The organism is Limosilactobacillus caviae (assembly GCF_014635905.1).
Lineage (GTDB): Bacteria > Bacillota > Bacilli > Lactobacillales > Lactobacillaceae > Limosilactobacillus > Limosilactobacillus caviae.
In genome coordinates, this window is the sequence record NZ_BMDS01000006.1 from 121,808 (window position 1) to 137,888 (window position 16,081).

A 16,081-nucleotide genomic window follows, 5' to 3' on the forward strand; every position below is an offset into this window, starting at 1 on the left:
AATAAGAAAACGAGGCTAGAAAGATCTTCTAACCTCGTTTTCTTATTACTTAAGTTGATTTTGAAAATTCCGCAAGTTATTAGCGGTTGGATCTAAGTTCGTCCATTCAGGTGAAAGGAACTTACTATTGATCTGATAATGTGGTTGCGGTTGTTTATTCGAGATAAAGTCATTAGCTGCTTTATCAACTTTTACCCAACCGGCCCAACCGATATGGATCGTATCCTCCATAAAGCCAGGCTTATTACCATCGTGTGAAAGATCAAGAATATGAGTAAATCCTTGTTGACGAAGCTGGAACTTAATCTTTTCAACGGATTTGTAATACATATCCATATCCATTCCAGTGTATTTTTCCCACTTAGCGTTAACTGGTGGAATAACAAAAAGAACGTTAGAGTTAGTGTTCTTAAATTGGTTCAAGACTACTTCTAAGTCGCCGTATTCTGGTGATTTTGTATAGTCAAAGTGCCGTTGTGATCCCTTAGTTTTTGCTAAGTTGTTTTTAACACGTTGGGTATAGAAACCATTGCGGATACCAAAACGGTTGTTATCAGTTTTCCGCGCGGCTTCGTTAATTGCATCATTGTATAGCACATTGTAATTATAATGCTTAGGAAGCCGTTTAACATTTGGTAAGATGTGTTTACCGTAATTGTTGTTTAACTGAAAACCAGAGAAAATCGCGTCTTCATGAACAAGCATGTTAAGACGGAAATGGATAATTCCCATATCAAAACTGCTAAGGGACTCCCCTTCCGCAATCTTGTGTGCATAGGCAGAAACAGTTCCGTCTTTACCAAGCATTGCAATTAACCGTGATGCAACATAACGATCGTATGGTGATTTTGGATTAGCATGTTGAAGCCAGTTAAGGTTAGCAAGCTCACCATTGTAGTATTTAAAAGCTGGTGGCTGAACACCTTGCTTTGTAAACCACTGGGGTGAAATGATATAAACTGCCTTGTTATTTCTCATCTGCGTTTCCATTGAGTTAATGTTAAAGAATTGCGGAAGAGATTGTGTACCCCGTGAACCAAAGAGGAAAGGGGTGTAATTATGGTAACGGGCAGCCATTACAGACGGGTGGAAACGATCCATCCGTCTTAATTCACTAGAACCAAAAAATGGAACGTAGTGGGTGTGCTTATCGCTGAGCGCTTGTTGTTTGATTGATTGATTCTTGAAAACAACAGGACTCAATGATACTGCAGCTTTATGTTCAATCGCCGCTGAGTGCTTTTTACTAATCGGCAGTGAAAACAATAGAACTACTAATAGGCAAGCGACAATCAGCGGGCCAAAGATTGACCACAGCTTTTTGCCATTATGCATTTTGGAGCTCCTTTACCCGTTCTTCAATCTTTTCGATAGTATCCCATTGGCTACGGTCAAATTCTGAAACAGGAACTTGAACGCCGAAAGCATCTTGTAAACCAAGGAGAAGGCTAACAGTTGCCATTGAATCTAAAAGGCCGCTTTCAAAAAGGTTTTGACTTGCATCGCTGAAATCAGCAGTGTCCCGACCAGTTGCATCAGCTAAAATGTTAATAATTTGTTCTTGCATAATTAAAATTCCTCCTAAAATTATTTGAATAAATAAGTATCTAAGAAACCACTAAAGATTAAGAAAGTAAACATTACAAAGTTAAAGGTAACGAAAATTGCAACCCCAGTGGTGAATTTGTTATGAGGCAGCTGCTTAAGATTTTTACGCTTAAAGCGGAGCCACCAATCATTAATTACTAGGCCAAGGCCCTGTAGGAAACCATATAAAATATAATACCAGGTAATCCCATGCCAAAAGCCCATTAGTAACATATTAAGCATATATGCGGTTGATGACAAGACATTTCGATTCTTAAACCACCGTTTTTTAGTGGCGAGGAAAACAAACCGCATAAAAATATAATCACGGAACCAGAATGAAAGGCTAATGTGCCAACGATTCCAGAATTCCTTAAGGTTTTTCGACTTGAACGGCTGCTTAAAGTTCATTGGGGTTCGGACACCCATAAAGTAACTAATTGCTACTGCAAATAAAGAGTAACCGGCGAAGTCAAAGAATAGGTAAAGTCCATAGGTATACATAACACCGATCAGGTTCCAAGATGGGAATGCTGGATCGGCAAGGGCAGCTCGTTCAAAGAATGGGTAGAAGTGTTGCCCGAAGAAATAACCGATAACGAACTTATATAAGAATCCAAGAAATAAGTAGAAGATTCCGGTATTAACAAGGTTTAAGTATTCCTCCCTAGTCGGAACCTTTTTATAATCTTTTTCAAAACGCCGGTACCGGTCAATTGGCCCAGAAGTAATTGTTGGCATGAAAAGGATAAAGCGGATAAATTTCCATGGTGAAATCTCTTTAATCATGCCATCACGAGTTTCGATCACGGTTCCCACTGCTCGGAAAGTCAAATAACTGATTCCAAGGAAACCAAGAAGCGAGTTATGTCCAACCATTGCTGGCGAGAGTTTAACAATCACGATTGGCAGAATCGATAAAGCAGCGGTGAGATAGAATACTCCGCTAGAATTCTGCTTTTGACGATAATGATGATAAGCCATCACAATAATCGTCTGGTAAATTACATAGCCAATTAATGAAATTCCTTGTTGCCAGCTTGAACCATCGAACATTAAAAAGATAAAGATAAAACTTATTAATGCCTCGTACCAGCTAAATCTCTTCCCAAAGTAAAGGCCGATTCCCAACGGTAAAATAGCAAGAAGTAAGTAGAAGAAATATACCGGGGTACCATAAGCACTGTAGTTTGGAAGATTTGAAATCCATTCAACCATCACTTATTAGCCTCAGCAATCATTTGTTTAACTGCAATCTTGCCATTTGCAGACATTGGGAATGACTCACGATAAACGAATTGGGTAGGCATCATATATGGCATGATTAATCCATTTAAGCTTTCTCGTATTTGCTTCGTTAATTCCGCTTTATCATCAACTGGTTCGTTTGGAATAACATAAGCAATTAAGTGGGTAACCTTGCCATCCTTATTGTACTTTGGAACAGCAACGGCTTGTTTGATTAGCGGACTCTTTTCAAGACTAGCCCGAACTTCATCAAGTTCAATCCGATAACCGTGTAACTTAATTTGGAAATCCATTCGGCCTTTATGATGAAGCAAACCGTCGGGATCAAGAGTACCGGCATCCCCTGTTCGGTAAGCAGGAACGCCATCAATCTTAAAGAAAGATTTGGCAGTCTTTTCAGGGTTATTCATATAACCACGGGCAACGCTATCACCACTAATAATAATTTCACCTTGCTGACCTGGTGTTGTGATCTCCTTATCACCATCCCAAATGGATAACTTAACACCCGGCTTTGCGTAACCAACTGGTAGCCGGTCGTTGTTTTCAATAATGTCAGGAGTTATCTCTATACCGGATACGGCTACTGTTGTTTCAGTAGGACCATATGTGTTGAAAATCTTAGCATCTGGGAAGCGTTGGTGCAGTGCTTTAGCAGTTTTTACCGTTAATTCTTCACCACAGAAAAGGAATGTCTTTAAGCTTGACATCTTTTGCTGGTTAAATGCTGGACTAAGCAATAACATATCAGCAAAAGATGGGGTTCCGACAAATACTTCAAGGCCAAGATTTGGTAAGGCGGTGAATAATTGACCAAAGTTCTCAACAACTTCGTGAGGAAGGGCCTTGATCGTCCCGCCATCAAGTAGGGCCGGCAGCCAGTACATGTTTGATAGGTCAAATGAATATGGCGGCTGACCTAAGAAATTAGCGTGTTTCTTAATATTAAATTCATCGCTTAACATCCAATCAACGAAAGTCATGAAATTATCGTGACTAACCTCCACTCCCTTTGGCGAACCAGTAGTTCCGGATGTAAAGAGGATGTAAGCTAATTCATTGCCGGCAATCATTGATGAAGTATCAAAAGATTGCGGTGTTGCTAAAATTTCAGTGAGCTGTTGCCGGTCAACAATTGGTGCATCAAATTTAAGATCGTTGCTAGGGAAATCATTGACGGCAATGATCATCGCTGGCTTTGCAGTATCTAAAATTGATTGCATTCGTGGGATGGCGGAATCATTTGAAACTGGAATGTAAGTATGACCAGCCTTTAATGCCGCTAAAAAGCTGATAATCATTTCAACCTGGTGATCGCCATATACGAGAATCGGACTGCGGTCGGGCAAAGATTGAGTGCTAAGCCATGCCGCCAAAGTGTCAACTGCTGAGCTTAAGTCCGCATACGTGGTCGTTTTGCCCATTTCATCATATGCGATCCGTGTTGCGTTGTCTTTGGCAATTTGCTCAAAGACTGTAATAATATTTTTACTCATTATATTATCTGTATCCTCCGCATTAGAATTCGTTGTAGATAAATGGCTCTTGGCCTGCTCCGTAATAACCGTAAAGGTATATTAATAATAGGAGCACTACAAAGTAAAATAATGTTTTTAAGATGAATTTTAATGCAGGATGGCGTTGAATAATCTGAGCCATAATTCTCCTTCTCTCATCTTTATAAATTATAATTGACATTCATATCAAGAATACCATTAATTCCGTATCTCTGCTAATAGAGTGAGTTACTTTCGCAATACTATAAAGCACTTAAGAAAAAATTAATAAAGTGTTCAAAAATAAGAATGTTTATCGCCTTAAAATTATAACTTTTTCTGAGTAAATTGTAACTAGAAAAATATAAAGTTTAATTATAATTTTATACGACATGACAATGATGGACTAATGTAACAATAATTGCAAGAAACGCTTATTTTCGATAAGATTAAGCGGTAGATATATAAGGAGACGAACGTTAGATGATTAAGGGGATTGGAATTGATATAACTGAGATTGGACGAGTTAAGAAAGCAGCGGCTGCTCATTCCCAATTTGTCCAGCACGTATTGACGCCTAATGAACTAGATCAGTATGGAAAATTTAGCGGTCAGCGGTCGGCGGAATATCTTGCTGGACGGTGGTCGTTAAAAGAATCTTTTGCCAAAGCATACGGCACGGGAATCGGGGCCAAACTAGGCTTTCAAGATATTGAAATCATTGATAATCAATATGGTGCCCCCATTATCACTAAATCGCCGTATAATGGTAATGCTCATGCTTCAGTGAGCCATACTGCCACGTTAGTAATGACAGAAGTTATTTTAGAAAGTGAGAATGAATAATAAATGGTTAATGGTCGTTTGCGAGATACTTCATTAATAGTTGACTTAGATGCATTACGTCATAATATTCAAGAACAGAAAAAAGCGTTGCCGGCAAATAGCAGGATTCTTGCTGTCGTGAAAGCAAATGCTTATGGTAATGGTCTTGTTCCTGTTGCCCAAGCAGCAATGACAAGCGGGGCAAGCGGTTTATGTGTGGCAATATTAGATGAAGCATTGGACTTACGTGATAACGGGATTGAGGCGCTGACCCTTGTCCTGGGGATCACACCAGTTGAAAATGCCCTGATTGCTGCTCAGGCTGGCGTCTCATTAACTGTTGGTTCCCTAGATTGGCTTGAACAATACCATCAGTTAGCACAAGTTGCTAAACCCCAGAAACCATTAAAAGTTCATCTGGGAATTGATTCAGGGATGGGGCGGATTGGTTTTACCACGGTTGATTCATTCAAACGGGCGGTTAAGCTCCTTGAAAGTCCAGAATTTGAATTTGAAGGGATGTTTACCCATTTTGCAACGGCAGACAGCCCTGATGATACTTACTTTAAGCAGCAGGTTCAGCACTGGCAGGAATTTGTCGCCAGCCTTGATGAATTGCCGCCATACGTCCACATGGCAAATTCCGCAACCGGTTTATGGCATCAGGACACGATTACCGCTAATACGGTTAGAATGGGAATTTCAATGTATGGACAGAATCCATCTGGACGTGATTTGAAATTAACGTTTAATTTACAGCCAGTTAGTTCATTAGTTTCTTCCATCAGTTTTGTTAAGCAATTAAAGGCCGGACAATCGGTTAGCTATGGTGCAACTTATACCGCCAAGCAGGATGAGTGGTTAGCTACATTGCCAATTGGTTATGCAGACGGTTATCCGCGTTGTATGACTGGCTATAAAGTTTTGGTTGATGGACAATTCTGTGATATTGCTGGGCGGGTATGTATGGATCAGATGATGGTTCGCCTTCCAAAGTATTACCCGGTTGGCACTCCGGTAGTATTAATGGGAAAGTCTGGCGATAAAGAAATCACTGCAACCGACTTAGCTGATCAAGCAGGAACGATAAACTACGAAATTTTAACTAATATTAGCAATCGTGTGCATCGTGTTTATCGGCAAAGCAAGTAATTAAGGAAGCGAAGGTAATGGCAAAACGAAAAGTAAAACGGGGTGATATCTATTACGCTGACCTATCCCCGGTAATTGGTTCAGAACAGGGTGGGGTTCGACCAGTCTTAATTCTTCAAAATGACGTGGGAAATCACTATAGTCCGACAGTGATTATTGCAGCGATTACTGCCCAAATGCAAAAGAAGAAGATGCCTACTCATGTTCAGCTAAAAGGTAAGTCGTTACCGTTAACTCATGATTCAGTCATTTTGTTAGAACAGTTGCGGACAATTGATAAGCAGCGATTGAAAGATCGAATTGCACATTTATCACCGGAAACAATGGCAAAGGTGGACAAGGCACTGACAATTAGTGTCGGCTTAAATGCTGCTTATGATGAAAATAAATGAGTTTGACAATTCGCGTTTGAACTCGTATACTCACTATTAAATTAATAACGGTTCTTTTAATGTAGCCCAGAGAGACTACGAAAGACAAAATAATATAAGCATAGTAGCCTGAGACTACGTGCAATCTTTTGTAAAGCTCTAGGACCATTAATGGGACTAGAGCTTTTTTAGGTCTAAGGAGGATATCTTGTGAAAGAGCAAAAGAGTGCAACAATTTTTAGTATTCCAATGAAGAGTAGAAAAACTAACACTTGGGATATGTTTGCCACTTGGGTAGGGGCAAACGCTAATAACGGAACGTGGTTTGTTGGCGGAGTTCTCGCTGCGTGCGGCTTTGCAGTTGCAATGAAAGTTTTGGTATTATCATCAGCTTTGTCGTATGTATTCTTAAGTTTAGTGGGGTATATCGGTTATAAGACTGGAGTATCAACAATGAGTCTTAGCCGGGCGTCATTTGGGGAACGCGGCAGTTATCTCCCGTCATTAGTTAATATTACCCAATTTATTGGCTGGACAGCGGTTAATACCTTTATTGCTGCTCAATCAGTTAGTATCCTTTTTCATGACTTATTAGGATGGCCAATCTGGGGACAGCATGGCGGCTACTTAGGCCTAGTGGTTGGGATTATTATCATGAGTATTCTCCACATCATTAGTGTTTCAAGCGGATCACGCTCTGTACAGATGATTGAACGAATCGGAATAATTCTTGTCCTTATTTTTGTTATTTGGGAATCGATTGCCGTTTTTAAGACAGTTTCATTTACCCAAATCGTCAACTGGCATGTTCCTGCTCATTCAAAGATGGCTGTTGGTGCAGCGGTTGATTATGTTGCAGCCTTTAATTTGGCGTGGGTGACAGCTGGTGCTGATTTTACCCGCTTTACTGCTAAGGAGAAAAATGCAACCTTAACACCATTCTGCGGTGCATTATTAGGAGTAGTTTGGTTTGCCTTTATTGGATTAATTTCAACAATCAGTATCGCAATTTCAAGCGGTGTTTATAATGCCAATAACTCTGATCCTTCAACAATTGCTAGTAAGTTAGGATTAGGAGTTATTGCCCTCCTCGTTATTATTTTGACATCGATGACTGCTAATGCTGTTAATTTATTAGCGGCGGGGTCAGCTCTTTCAAATATCTTCACGAAGCTCAAGTTAAAGTATTCGCTATGGATTGTTGTGCTGCTTGCGACAATTGTTACCTTTATTCCTATGTTTGTTGGTAGCTTTTTAAGTGCCTTTGAGTCTTTCCTTGACTATGTTGGAATGGTATTAGGGCCAACAATCGCAATAATTTGTACAGACTTTTATTTCCGTGCCCACCGTCATTATGACATCGATGAACTGGGCAAAGTTGGCGGAAAGTATTGGTATCAAGGAGGAATTAACTGGGTGGCAATTATTGTTTTTGCCATTGGTGCAGCCTTCTTCGTAATTGTTCACCAGATGCCATTATTTGCAAACACGATTGGCGCAACATTTATTGATATGTGTTTGAGTGGTATTCTATATTATGTAATAATGTCGCTGGTTGACCGAAAGGAAGCATAGTTATGTTAATTAAAAATGTTCATGTAGATAATCACCAAGAGATGGTCGATGTTCGGATTGTTAATGGAAAGTTTAAAGAAATCGCCCCTAATCTAGCAGAGGCGACTAATGAGCAGGTTATTGATGGTCAAGGGAATCTCCTTTTGCCGCCATTCGTTGATTCGCATGTTCACTTAGATGCAACCCTCACTGCTGGTCAGCCAGAATGGAATGAATCAGGCACCTTATTTGATGGCATTCGGATTTGGAGCGAACGTAAACAGGATTTAACCAAAGAAGATGTTAAGACCCGCGCAAAGAAGACGCTATTAAATATGGTCGGTCACGGAATTCAGCACGTAAGAAGTCATGTTGATGTTACTGATCCGCATCTAATTGCTGCACAGGCCCTGCTTGAACTGCGGGAAGAATTAAAGGATCAGATTGATTTGCAATTAGTTGCCTTTCCGCAAGAAGGTATTCTTAGTTACCCTCATGGCCGGGAGCTAATGGAACAAGCAGTTAAAGAAGGATTAGATGTTGTTGGCGGTATTCCGCACTTTGAGTTTACAACTGAGTATGGCTGGCAATCAGTTCACTTCTTAATGGCATTAGCAGATAAGTATGATCGATTGGTTGATGTTCACTGTGATGAAATTGATGATCCGGCATCACGTAATCTTGAAGTTTTAGCAACCGAGGCTTACGAGCGGGGAATGAAAGACCGGGTTACTGCTAGTCATACAACAGCAATGGGGTCTTATAATGATGCTTATACCTATAAGTTATTCCGTTTGTTGAAGATGAGCGATATTAACTTTGTCTCTAATCCATTAGTAAATGTCCATCTTGGCGGGCGGTTTGATACTTATCCAAAACGGCGGGGTGTTACCCGAATTAAAGAATTAACAGAAGCTGGAATAAATGTTTCTTTTGGTGAAGATGATATCCAAGATCCATGGAATCCGCTAGGCGATGGCAATATGCTAGATGCAGTTACAATGGGCGTTTATATTGCACACTTAATGGGATACCACCAGCTTCAAGAGGCCTTTAATTACGTAACTTACAATGGGGCTAAGACGTTGCATATCAGTGATCGCTATGGAATTGAAGCAGGCAAGCCGGCAAACTGTATTTTATTAAATGCGCATGATTTTTATAATGCCCTTAATAAGCATGTTGAGGTTCTTTATAACATTCGTCACGGGAAAGTCTTAGCTGAAACCAAACCAGCGGAAACTAAAGTTAATATTAAATAAAATTAAAAAAATCTCATAATTAGTATTGACAATAGTAGCAACTATGGTTATATTATATTCAACAATTAAATTTAGATTAGAAAACGTTGATGGAAATAATGGTTAAGAACTAGCGACAGAGAGTTAGCGGATGGTGTGAGCTGACCAAGGTTTTTGATTGTTAATCGTTCCTGAGTTACCGGCTGAAATTAAAGTAAGCTTAGGTTGGCTGCCATCCATTATTTTGGCCACAAATGTTTGTTTGTGAATGAGTGAATTGACCATGACAGTGGTTAATTAAAGTAGGATGGTACCGCGCAGAAGCGTTCTTACAATTGCAGTAATGCAATGTAAGGGCGCTTTTTCTTTTCTAAATTTATAATAATTTTTTGGAGGTAATTATTATGACTGAATTAAATACAAAACAAGAGGAATTCGCTAAGGCACTTTTTAAGGCTTATGATACCAATACCCCGTTGAATGAAGATGATTGGAAAGGCGTTGTCACTGATGATGACACGGCATATGCAGTTCAAGATGAGGTTGTAAAATTAAAGGGAAAGCCAACCGCAGGATATAAGGTTTCATTAACCAGTAAGGAAACTCAAGATATGTTTGATGCGGATTCACCGTTATATGGTCAACAGGTTGCTGAAAGATTCTTACAATCACCAGCCGATGTTGATTTAACGACATTGAATGAACCGTTATTAGAAGTAGAATTAGCTTTCCGTGCTAAGGAAGATTTAAAGCCAACAGACTCATTAGAAGACTTATTCCACAAGGTGACGGTTGCTGGTGACTTAGAATTGCCAGATGCGCGGTTTGTTAACTGGTTCCCCGACTTAGGTAAGTATAATGTAATGTCAGATTGTGCTGTTGGCGGGTTAGTAGTTTACGGTGAAGAACGGGATGCTGATAAGGCATTTGATAGTGTTGACGATGCTGCTAATGTTCATGCTGTACTATACAAAGATGGCGAAAAACTCAAAGAAGGTGTGTCATCAGAAGTGCTTGGCAACCCATTCAAGTCCTTGCAATGGTTAGTTAAAAAATTAGCTGATCAAGGAAAGACATTTAAGAAGGGGCAAATGGTATCTTCAGGAACATTCGTCTTACCACCAAAGTTAACTGCTGGAAAGTGGGAAGTTAAGTTTGATCAAGGCTTTGGGGATGTTGTAGTTAATGCTAAGTAGCTGTTTTCATTCAGTGAAAGGGGGGATCTGATGAATGACTCAGGTGAGCAATCACCAAGCGATATTAATATTGTGGGCACAAAAAAAGCGGCTGGCGAAGTTAATTGATTCGTCAGTCGCTTTAATATTTTAGTAACTTTGATGCAAATCTTCAATTTCAGGGACTTCAAAGCCTTTCTTTTGGAGCCGTTTAACAATCCGCTCCATTTTTGCTTTACTTATGTCTGCCGGAAGAGTGTAGAGAACCCTTTTCATTGTTTCATCTTCTGGATCAAGGGAAATTACATTAACGATTTGGCAAAAACGAGTAATTTCCTTAGCGGCTGTTACCAATGCGCCTCGCTCATCAGGAGTGATAACGGTTAAAACATAGCTGCCATCATTCACATTCCAGCCAGCGGCAAGCATCCGTAAGAGACTATTATGTGTTAAGATCCCATAAAACTGGTTGTCATTATCAAGGACAGCAATGTATGGCAGGTCACGAATAGCAAAGAAAATTGAAAAGAAAGCAGCATTGATTGAAATAAATTTGGTAGCATTTTTCAACAAAGCTGTTACTGGTAAACTCATATCGCCGTTTCGTGATTTATGACGATAAAGGTGCATTTTATAAATATTTCCCCGAAAAATTTTTCCTGACTTATCTAAAACCGGTACGCACCGGTAACCAGTGTCCTCTAAAACAGTTAAGGCTTCGTTTAGTGTCGCTGTTTCTGGAAGGGTGGTTAAGGTTGCTTTCGGCTTAATTAATGAATTGAAAATCATATTAAACATCCTTTTTATCGATTAAATGCACCAATTATCATAACACATTTCTATCAAAATAATTAGAAAAAGATTAGAAAAAATATTGTATGCAACCAAATTAGTATGTAGAAAAAAGTAACATAGGGTATAATACTACTAACTAAAAAGATGTGCTGGACGGGATTGCGGACCGTGCGGCTTTTTTGCGTGAAAGGAATGAAAAAGAAATGAAAATGATTGTTGGCTTAGGAAATATAGGTACCCGTTATGATGAGACCCGTCACAACACCGGCTTTATGGTTGTTGACCAATTGGCTCGTGACTACCATCTGGGGGCATTTACTCATTTGAAACAGGAAGCGGTAGCGGTTAGCGGCGTGATTAATGGGGAAAAGGTCATGCTGGTTAAACCGACAACTTTTATGAATGATTCAGGACGGGCAGTGGGTCCCCTTGTTGATTATTATGATATTGATTTGAACGACCTAGTAATTGTTAATGATGATTTAGATATGCCAGTTGGTAAAGTCCGTTTGAAAACACACGGGGCTTCTGGTGGTCACAATGGACTTAAAAGTATTATTAACGTATTAGGGACTAAAAATTTTAACCGGGTTAAGGTCGGAATCGATCATCCCCAACATGGAACGGTTGTCAGTCATGTTCTAGGTAAATTTTCCAAGGATGAACGGCCAAAGTTTGATCAAGCCGTTGAACAAGCTGAACATGCGCTGGAAGACTGGATTAACGGGGAAGAATTTGCCAAACTAATGAATGATTACAATTAATAAAGAAAGGTGGCGTTGATGGTGCAATTGGAAACGTTAATTGAAAGGACGCCATCATTTAAACAAATTGCGGCTGATCTTCAACCAGCAAGGCACCAATTAATAACAGGTATTTCGGGGTCAGCACGAACGGGATTATTAAGTGCATTGTCAACAAAACTAAACCAGCCGATTTTAGTTGTTACCGATACAATCTCGCATATGCAAGAATTAGCTGGTGACTTGGAGAACCTCTTGCCTGATAATCGTGTTTTTCAATTTCCGGTTGAAGAGGTCTTAGCGGCAGAAGTAGCAACTAGCTCGCCTAATTATAGGTTACAGCGTGTTTTAGCCCTGAATGCATTAATTAATAAGGACCCAGCGATTATCGTTGCCTCAACTGCGGGATTACGACGCAATATTATTTCCCCAAAATACTTTGCAAAAACAGCATTAAAGATTAAAACAGGCGGGGATCTTGACCTTGCTAAAATTCGTCAACAACTGAGTGCGATGGGATACCAATACCAAAAGATGGTTTTACGTCCCGGTGATTTTGCTATCCGTGGTTCAATTGTTGATATTTATGCTTTGAATACTGACAATCCGGTGCGAATTGACTTATTTGATACGGAAGTCGACTCATTACGGTATTTTGATGCTAGTACGCAACGAAGTATAGGTAATGTTGGAGAAGTACAAATTTTACCAGCGACTGATTTTATAATTCCGCCAACAGAATTTACCCGGATTTACGAAGCTTTAGATAAAGAATATCAGGAGCTAGTGAAGGGATTATCAGACAAGGATGATGATATTAAGCAACAGGTAGCAAACCGCTTTATTCCAATGCTAAATGCGCTTAAAGCCCAACGATTGCCTAATGATCTGCTGGAATTTAGTGATCTGGTTTACCCTACCAAACATTCTTTGCTAGATTATTTACCAGATGATGGCGTCATTTATTTTGATGACCTTACCAGAATAAAACAACTTGCAAAACAAATGGCGAAGGAAGACACTGGATGGTTTAATGATAAGGTTGCCCACCATCAGCTCACAGCTATTCCTGACCTTAGCAATGATGTGTCGGCGTTGATTAAAAAGGACCGTCATGCACAAATCTACGGGGCCTTATTTAAAAAGGGCTTGGGAAACATTAAGCTTAGTCAGATTACTGATTTAAAGAGCAGGACAATGCAGCGTTTCTTTGGGCAGATGCCGTTATTGAAGGCTGAATTACAGCGATGGATTGACCAGGGACAAACGGTTATCCTAATGGCAAATAGCCCAGAACGACGAAAACAGATTGCCCGCACGCTTGCTGATTTTGAAATCACGGCAACTGAAACCGAATTGGAAAATATTAAACCTAACATTGTGCAGATTGTTGCTGCCAATTTAAATAACGGCTTTGAAATGCCACTCGCTGGTTTGGTTGTCATTACAGAAAGCGAGATGTTTAAGCAGGTAAAAAAGGCGCATCATCGCCCCCAGAAGTTAGCCAATGCGGAACGGCTGAAAAATTATACTGACTTAAAACCGGGTGATTATGTTGTTCATGTTAATCACGGAATTGGGATCTTTAGCGGTATTAAGACGATGGAAGTAGACCATGTTCATCAAGACTACATGATCATTAATTATCGTGATAATGCTCAGATATATGTTCCGGTTACCCAGCTAAATCTTGTTCAAAAGTATGTCTCTTCCGAATCGAAAACGCCACGGATTAATAAACTGGGCGGTAATGAGTGGGCAAAGACAAAGCGTCGCGTTTCATCGAAAATTGAAGATATTGCAGATGAGCTGGTTGACTTATATGCCAAGCGAGAAGCAGAGCAGGGGTATGCTTTTCCAAAGGATGATTACCTCCAAAAACAATTTGATGCTAATTTTCCATATAATGAGACTCGCGATCAATTGCGTAGTATTAATGAAATTAAAAAGGATATGGAAAAGCCCAAGCCGATGGATCGCTTACTGGTCGGGGATGTTGGTTATGGAAAGACTGAAGTTGCGATGCGTGCTATTTTTAAAGCCGTGGCTGGCGGCAAACAGGTAGCGTTTCTTGTACCAACAACTGTTCTTGCCCAGCAGCATTTTGATACTCTAACCCGGCGTTTTGAAGGCTTTCCGATTAATATTTCCTTAATGTCGCGGTTTAAAACGCCAAAAGAATTAAAGGAAACGGAAGCGGGACTAAAAGACGGGAGTATCGACGTTGTTGTCGGAACTCACCGTATCTTATCCAAAGATGTTGAATTTAAAGATTTAGGATTGTTGATTGTTGATGAAGAGCAGCGATTTGGCGTAAAGCATAAGGAGAAATTAAAACAGCTTAAAAATAACGTTGATGTATTAACCTTAACGGCTACCCCGATTCCGCGGACACTGCATATGTCAATGCTGGGAGTACGGGATTTATCTGTTCTTGAAACGCCGCCAGCTGGCCGTTATCCAATCCAGACGTATGTTATGGAACAAAATAGCGGGGCAATTCGCGATGGGATTATCCGTGAAATGCAACGTGGCGGTCAAGTATATTACCTTCATAATCGGGTTCATGATATTGAGGAAACAGTTGCCTGGCTACAAGAATTGGTTCCAGAAGCGCAGATTGGTTATATTAATGGCCAGATGAGCGAAAATGAATTGGAAACAGTCTTGTATGAGTTTATTCAAGAAAATTATGATGTTTTAGTAACGACTTCAATTATTGAAACAGGGGTCGATATTCCTAACGCTAATACTCTTTTCGTTGAGAATGCAGATCGAATGGGACTGGCTCAGTTATATCAAATCCGTGGCCGAATTGGCCGAAGTAACCGTGTGGCATATGCATACTTTATGTATCAGCCGAATAAGGTTTTGACAGAACTAGGTGAGAAACGTTTAGCAGCTATTCGGGATTTTACCGAGTTAGGGTCCGGATTTAAGATTGCAATGCGCGATCTCGCCATTCGCGGAGCTGGTAATTTGTTAGGAAAGCAACAGCATGGGTTCATTGATTCTGTTGGATACGATCTTTATTCAGCTATGCTCAGTGATGCGGTTGCTAAAAAACAAGGTAAAAAGCAGACGATTCACTCCGATGCGGAAGTTGAATTAGGGGTTGAAGCGTATTTGCCAACAGACTATATTGCTGATCAGCGCCAGAAAATCGAGTTGTATAAAACGATTCGCCAGGCTAAGACAGATGAGGAAATTATTGACATTCAAGGCGACCTGATTGATCGATTTGGTGACTATCCTGCGCCAGTTGGTACACTGCTGCTCGTAAGCCAACTGAAAAATCACGCGGATCTAGCAATGATTGCAGAGATTAAGCGTCAGCGTGATAATATCAATATTACGTTTACAGAGCGTGCTAGCAGACTAATTAAGGCACCGGCAATAATTAAGGAATTAGCTAAAACAAGGTTTAAGGCAACAATCGGTGAGGATAATCAGCAATTAACAATCCGATTGGTAATCCAACCTAAAATGACCACGGATGATTGGCTTCATCAGTTGTTGCAGTTTGTGACGGCACTTGGCAAAGTCATTCAAGAAGATGAAAAAGGAGCAGAAAAATGAGATTAGATAAGTTCTTAAAGGTATCACGAATTATTAAACGGCGATCAATCGCTAAGGAAATTGCGGATCAAGGACGGATTTTGATTAATGGTCAGCCAGCAAAATCATCTAGCCGCGTGGCAGTGGGTGATACACTGACAATTAAGTTTGGAAATAAAACGGAAACAGTTAAGATTAACAGGATTGTTGAAACAACTAAAAAGAGTGAAGCAGAAGACATGTATGAGATAATTGATGAAAGCTATGCAGAATCGTTTGATCAAATTTAATGCACTTTAATTCTATAAAAAAGTTGATATTTATATAGACATTCTC

General features: G+C 40.0%; 15 protein-coding genes. 9 read left to right on the top strand and 6 right to left on the bottom strand.

Translation table 11 applies throughout. From position 1 onward, the window contains the following. Positions 1-45: 45 nt before the first annotated feature. From dltD to dltX, 5 genes are read right to left on the bottom strand one after another with little or no spacing between them, the layout of a single operon-like run. Complete coding sequence (gene dltD / locus IEU90_RS09070; protein ID WP_153710526.1) at positions 46-1,335, bottom strand: D-alanyl-lipoteichoic acid biosynthesis protein DltD; 1,290 nt, start codon at positions 1,333-1,335, stop codon at positions 46-48. Next, positions 1,328-1,567: a D-alanine--poly(phosphoribitol) ligase subunit DltC gene (dltC, locus tag IEU90_RS09075; RefSeq protein WP_003665624.1), complete on the bottom strand. Its 240-nt coding sequence runs from the start codon at positions 1,565-1,567 to the stop codon at positions 1,328-1,330. Before dltC ends, dltD begins: the two co-directional genes overlap by 8 nt. A 20-nt stretch (positions 1,568-1,587) precedes the next feature. Then, positions 1,588-2,805, bottom strand: coding sequence for a D-alanyl-lipoteichoic acid biosynthesis protein DltB (gene dltB / locus IEU90_RS09080; protein ID WP_153710550.1), 1,218 nt, complete (start codon positions 2,803-2,805; stop codon positions 1,588-1,590). After that, entirely contained in the window at positions 2,805-4,331 is a 1,527-nt protein-coding gene (gene dltA, locus IEU90_RS09085) for a D-alanine--poly(phosphoribitol) ligase subunit DltA (RefSeq protein ID WP_153710527.1), read from the bottom strand. Before dltA ends, dltB begins: the two co-directional genes overlap by 1 nt. 22 nt (positions 4,332-4,353) lie before the next feature. Next, on the bottom strand, positions 4,354-4,494 hold the full coding sequence (gene dltX / locus IEU90_RS09090) for a teichoic acid D-Ala incorporation-associated protein DltX (RefSeq protein WP_153710528.1): 141 nt from the start codon (positions 4,492-4,494) through the stop codon (positions 4,354-4,356). A gap of 320 nt (positions 4,495-4,814) precedes the next feature. Between dltX and acpS the strand changes: the two genes are divergently transcribed. The 6 genes from acpS (at position 4,815) to IEU90_RS09120 (ending at position 10,670) form a co-directional block, all read left to right on the top strand. Continuing rightward, on the top strand, positions 4,815-5,177 hold the full coding sequence (acpS, locus tag IEU90_RS09095) for a holo-ACP synthase (protein WP_153710529.1): 363 nt from the start codon (positions 4,815-4,817) through the stop codon (positions 5,175-5,177). A gap of 3 nt (positions 5,178-5,180) precedes the next feature. Continuing rightward, a complete protein-coding gene (alr, locus tag IEU90_RS09100) occupies positions 5,181-6,308 on the top strand; it encodes an alanine racemase (RefSeq protein WP_153710530.1) in 1,128 nt (375 codons plus the stop codon). A 17-nt stretch (positions 6,309-6,325) separates the two neighbouring features. After that, positions 6,326-6,700 carry a type II toxin-antitoxin system PemK/MazF family toxin gene (locus tag IEU90_RS09105; RefSeq protein WP_153710531.1) on the top strand — a complete coding sequence of 125 codons (375 nt, stop codon included), beginning with the start codon at positions 6,326-6,328 and terminating at the stop codon, positions 6,698-6,700. 189 nt (positions 6,701-6,889) lie between these two features. Next, on the top strand, positions 6,890-8,254 hold the full coding sequence (locus IEU90_RS09110; protein ID WP_188358035.1) for a cytosine permease: 1,365 nt from the start codon (positions 6,890-6,892) through the stop codon (positions 8,252-8,254). Between the two features lie 2 nt (positions 8,255-8,256). Further along, complete coding sequence (gene codA, locus IEU90_RS09115; protein ID WP_153710532.1) at positions 8,257-9,495, top strand: cytosine deaminase; 1,239 nt, start codon at positions 8,257-8,259, stop codon at positions 9,493-9,495. Between the two features lie 383 nt (positions 9,496-9,878). Beyond that, a complete protein-coding gene (locus IEU90_RS09120) occupies positions 9,879-10,670 on the top strand; it encodes a 2-keto-4-pentenoate hydratase (protein ID WP_153710533.1) in 792 nt (263 codons plus the stop codon). 129 nt (positions 10,671-10,799) lie between these two features. Here the strand turns inward: IEU90_RS09120 and cbpA are convergent, their stop codons facing one another. Continuing rightward, positions 10,800-11,438 carry a cyclic di-AMP binding protein CbpA gene (cbpA, locus tag IEU90_RS09125; protein ID WP_188358036.1) on the bottom strand — a complete coding sequence of 213 codons (639 nt, stop codon included), beginning with the start codon at positions 11,436-11,438 and terminating at the stop codon, positions 10,800-10,802. Between the two features lie 209 nt (positions 11,439-11,647). On the opposite strand from cbpA, the gene pth reads away from it, so the two are divergent. The 3 genes from pth to IEU90_RS09140 are packed head-to-tail and all read left to right on the top strand — an operon-like array spanning position 11,648 to position 16,035. Then, positions 11,648-12,208, top strand: a complete 561-nt coding sequence (pth, locus tag IEU90_RS09130) for an aminoacyl-tRNA hydrolase (RefSeq protein ID WP_153710535.1) — start codon at positions 11,648-11,650, stop codon at positions 12,206-12,208. Positions 12,209-12,226: 18 nt separating this feature from the next. Next, a complete protein-coding gene (gene mfd / locus IEU90_RS09135; protein ID WP_188358037.1) occupies positions 12,227-15,766 on the top strand; it encodes a transcription-repair coupling factor in 3,540 nt (1,179 codons plus the stop codon). After that, on the top strand, positions 15,763-16,035 hold the full coding sequence (locus IEU90_RS09140) for an RNA-binding S4 domain-containing protein (protein WP_153710537.1): 273 nt from the start codon (positions 15,763-15,765) through the stop codon (positions 16,033-16,035). The genes mfd and IEU90_RS09140 overlap by 4 nt, the downstream gene beginning before the upstream one ends. Positions 16,036-16,081: the final 46 nt, after the last annotated feature.

Coding starts and splice junctions, on each gene's coding strand:
- dltD (WP_153710526.1), bottom strand. CDS start 1,335: ATGCATAATGGCAAAAAGCTGTGGTCAATCTTTGGCCCGCTGATTGTC.
- dltC (WP_003665624.1), bottom strand. CDS start 1,567: ATGCAAGAACAAATTATTAACATTTTAGCTGATGCAACTGGTCGGGAC.
- dltB (WP_153710550.1), bottom strand. CDS start 2,805: ATGGTTGAATGGATTTCAAATCTTCCAAACTACAGTGCTTATGGTACC.
- dltA (WP_153710527.1), bottom strand. CDS start 4,331: ATGAGTAAAAATATTATTACAGTCTTTGAGCAAATTGCCAAAGACAAC.
- dltX (WP_153710528.1), bottom strand. CDS start 4,494: ATGGCTCAGATTATTCAACGCCATCCTGCATTAAAATTCATCTTAAAA.
- acpS (WP_153710529.1), top strand. CDS start 4,815: ATGATTAAGGGGATTGGAATTGATATAACTGAGATTGGACGAGTTAAG.
- alr (WP_153710530.1), top strand. CDS start 5,181: ATGGTTAATGGTCGTTTGCGAGATACTTCATTAATAGTTGACTTAGAT.
- IEU90_RS09105 (WP_153710531.1), top strand. CDS start 6,326: ATGGCAAAACGAAAAGTAAAACGGGGTGATATCTATTACGCTGACCTA.
- codA (WP_153710532.1), top strand. CDS start 8,257: ATGTTAATTAAAAATGTTCATGTAGATAATCACCAAGAGATGGTCGAT.
- IEU90_RS09120 (WP_153710533.1), top strand. CDS start 9,879: ATGACTGAATTAAATACAAAACAAGAGGAATTCGCTAAGGCACTTTTT.
- cbpA (WP_188358036.1), bottom strand. CDS start 11,438: ATGATTTTCAATTCATTAATTAAGCCGAAAGCAACCTTAACCACCCTT.
- pth (WP_153710535.1), top strand. CDS start 11,648: ATGAAAATGATTGTTGGCTTAGGAAATATAGGTACCCGTTATGATGAG.
- mfd (WP_188358037.1), top strand. CDS start 12,227: ATGGTGCAATTGGAAACGTTAATTGAAAGGACGCCATCATTTAAACAA.
- IEU90_RS09140 (WP_153710537.1), top strand. CDS start 15,763: ATGAGATTAGATAAGTTCTTAAAGGTATCACGAATTATTAAACGGCGA.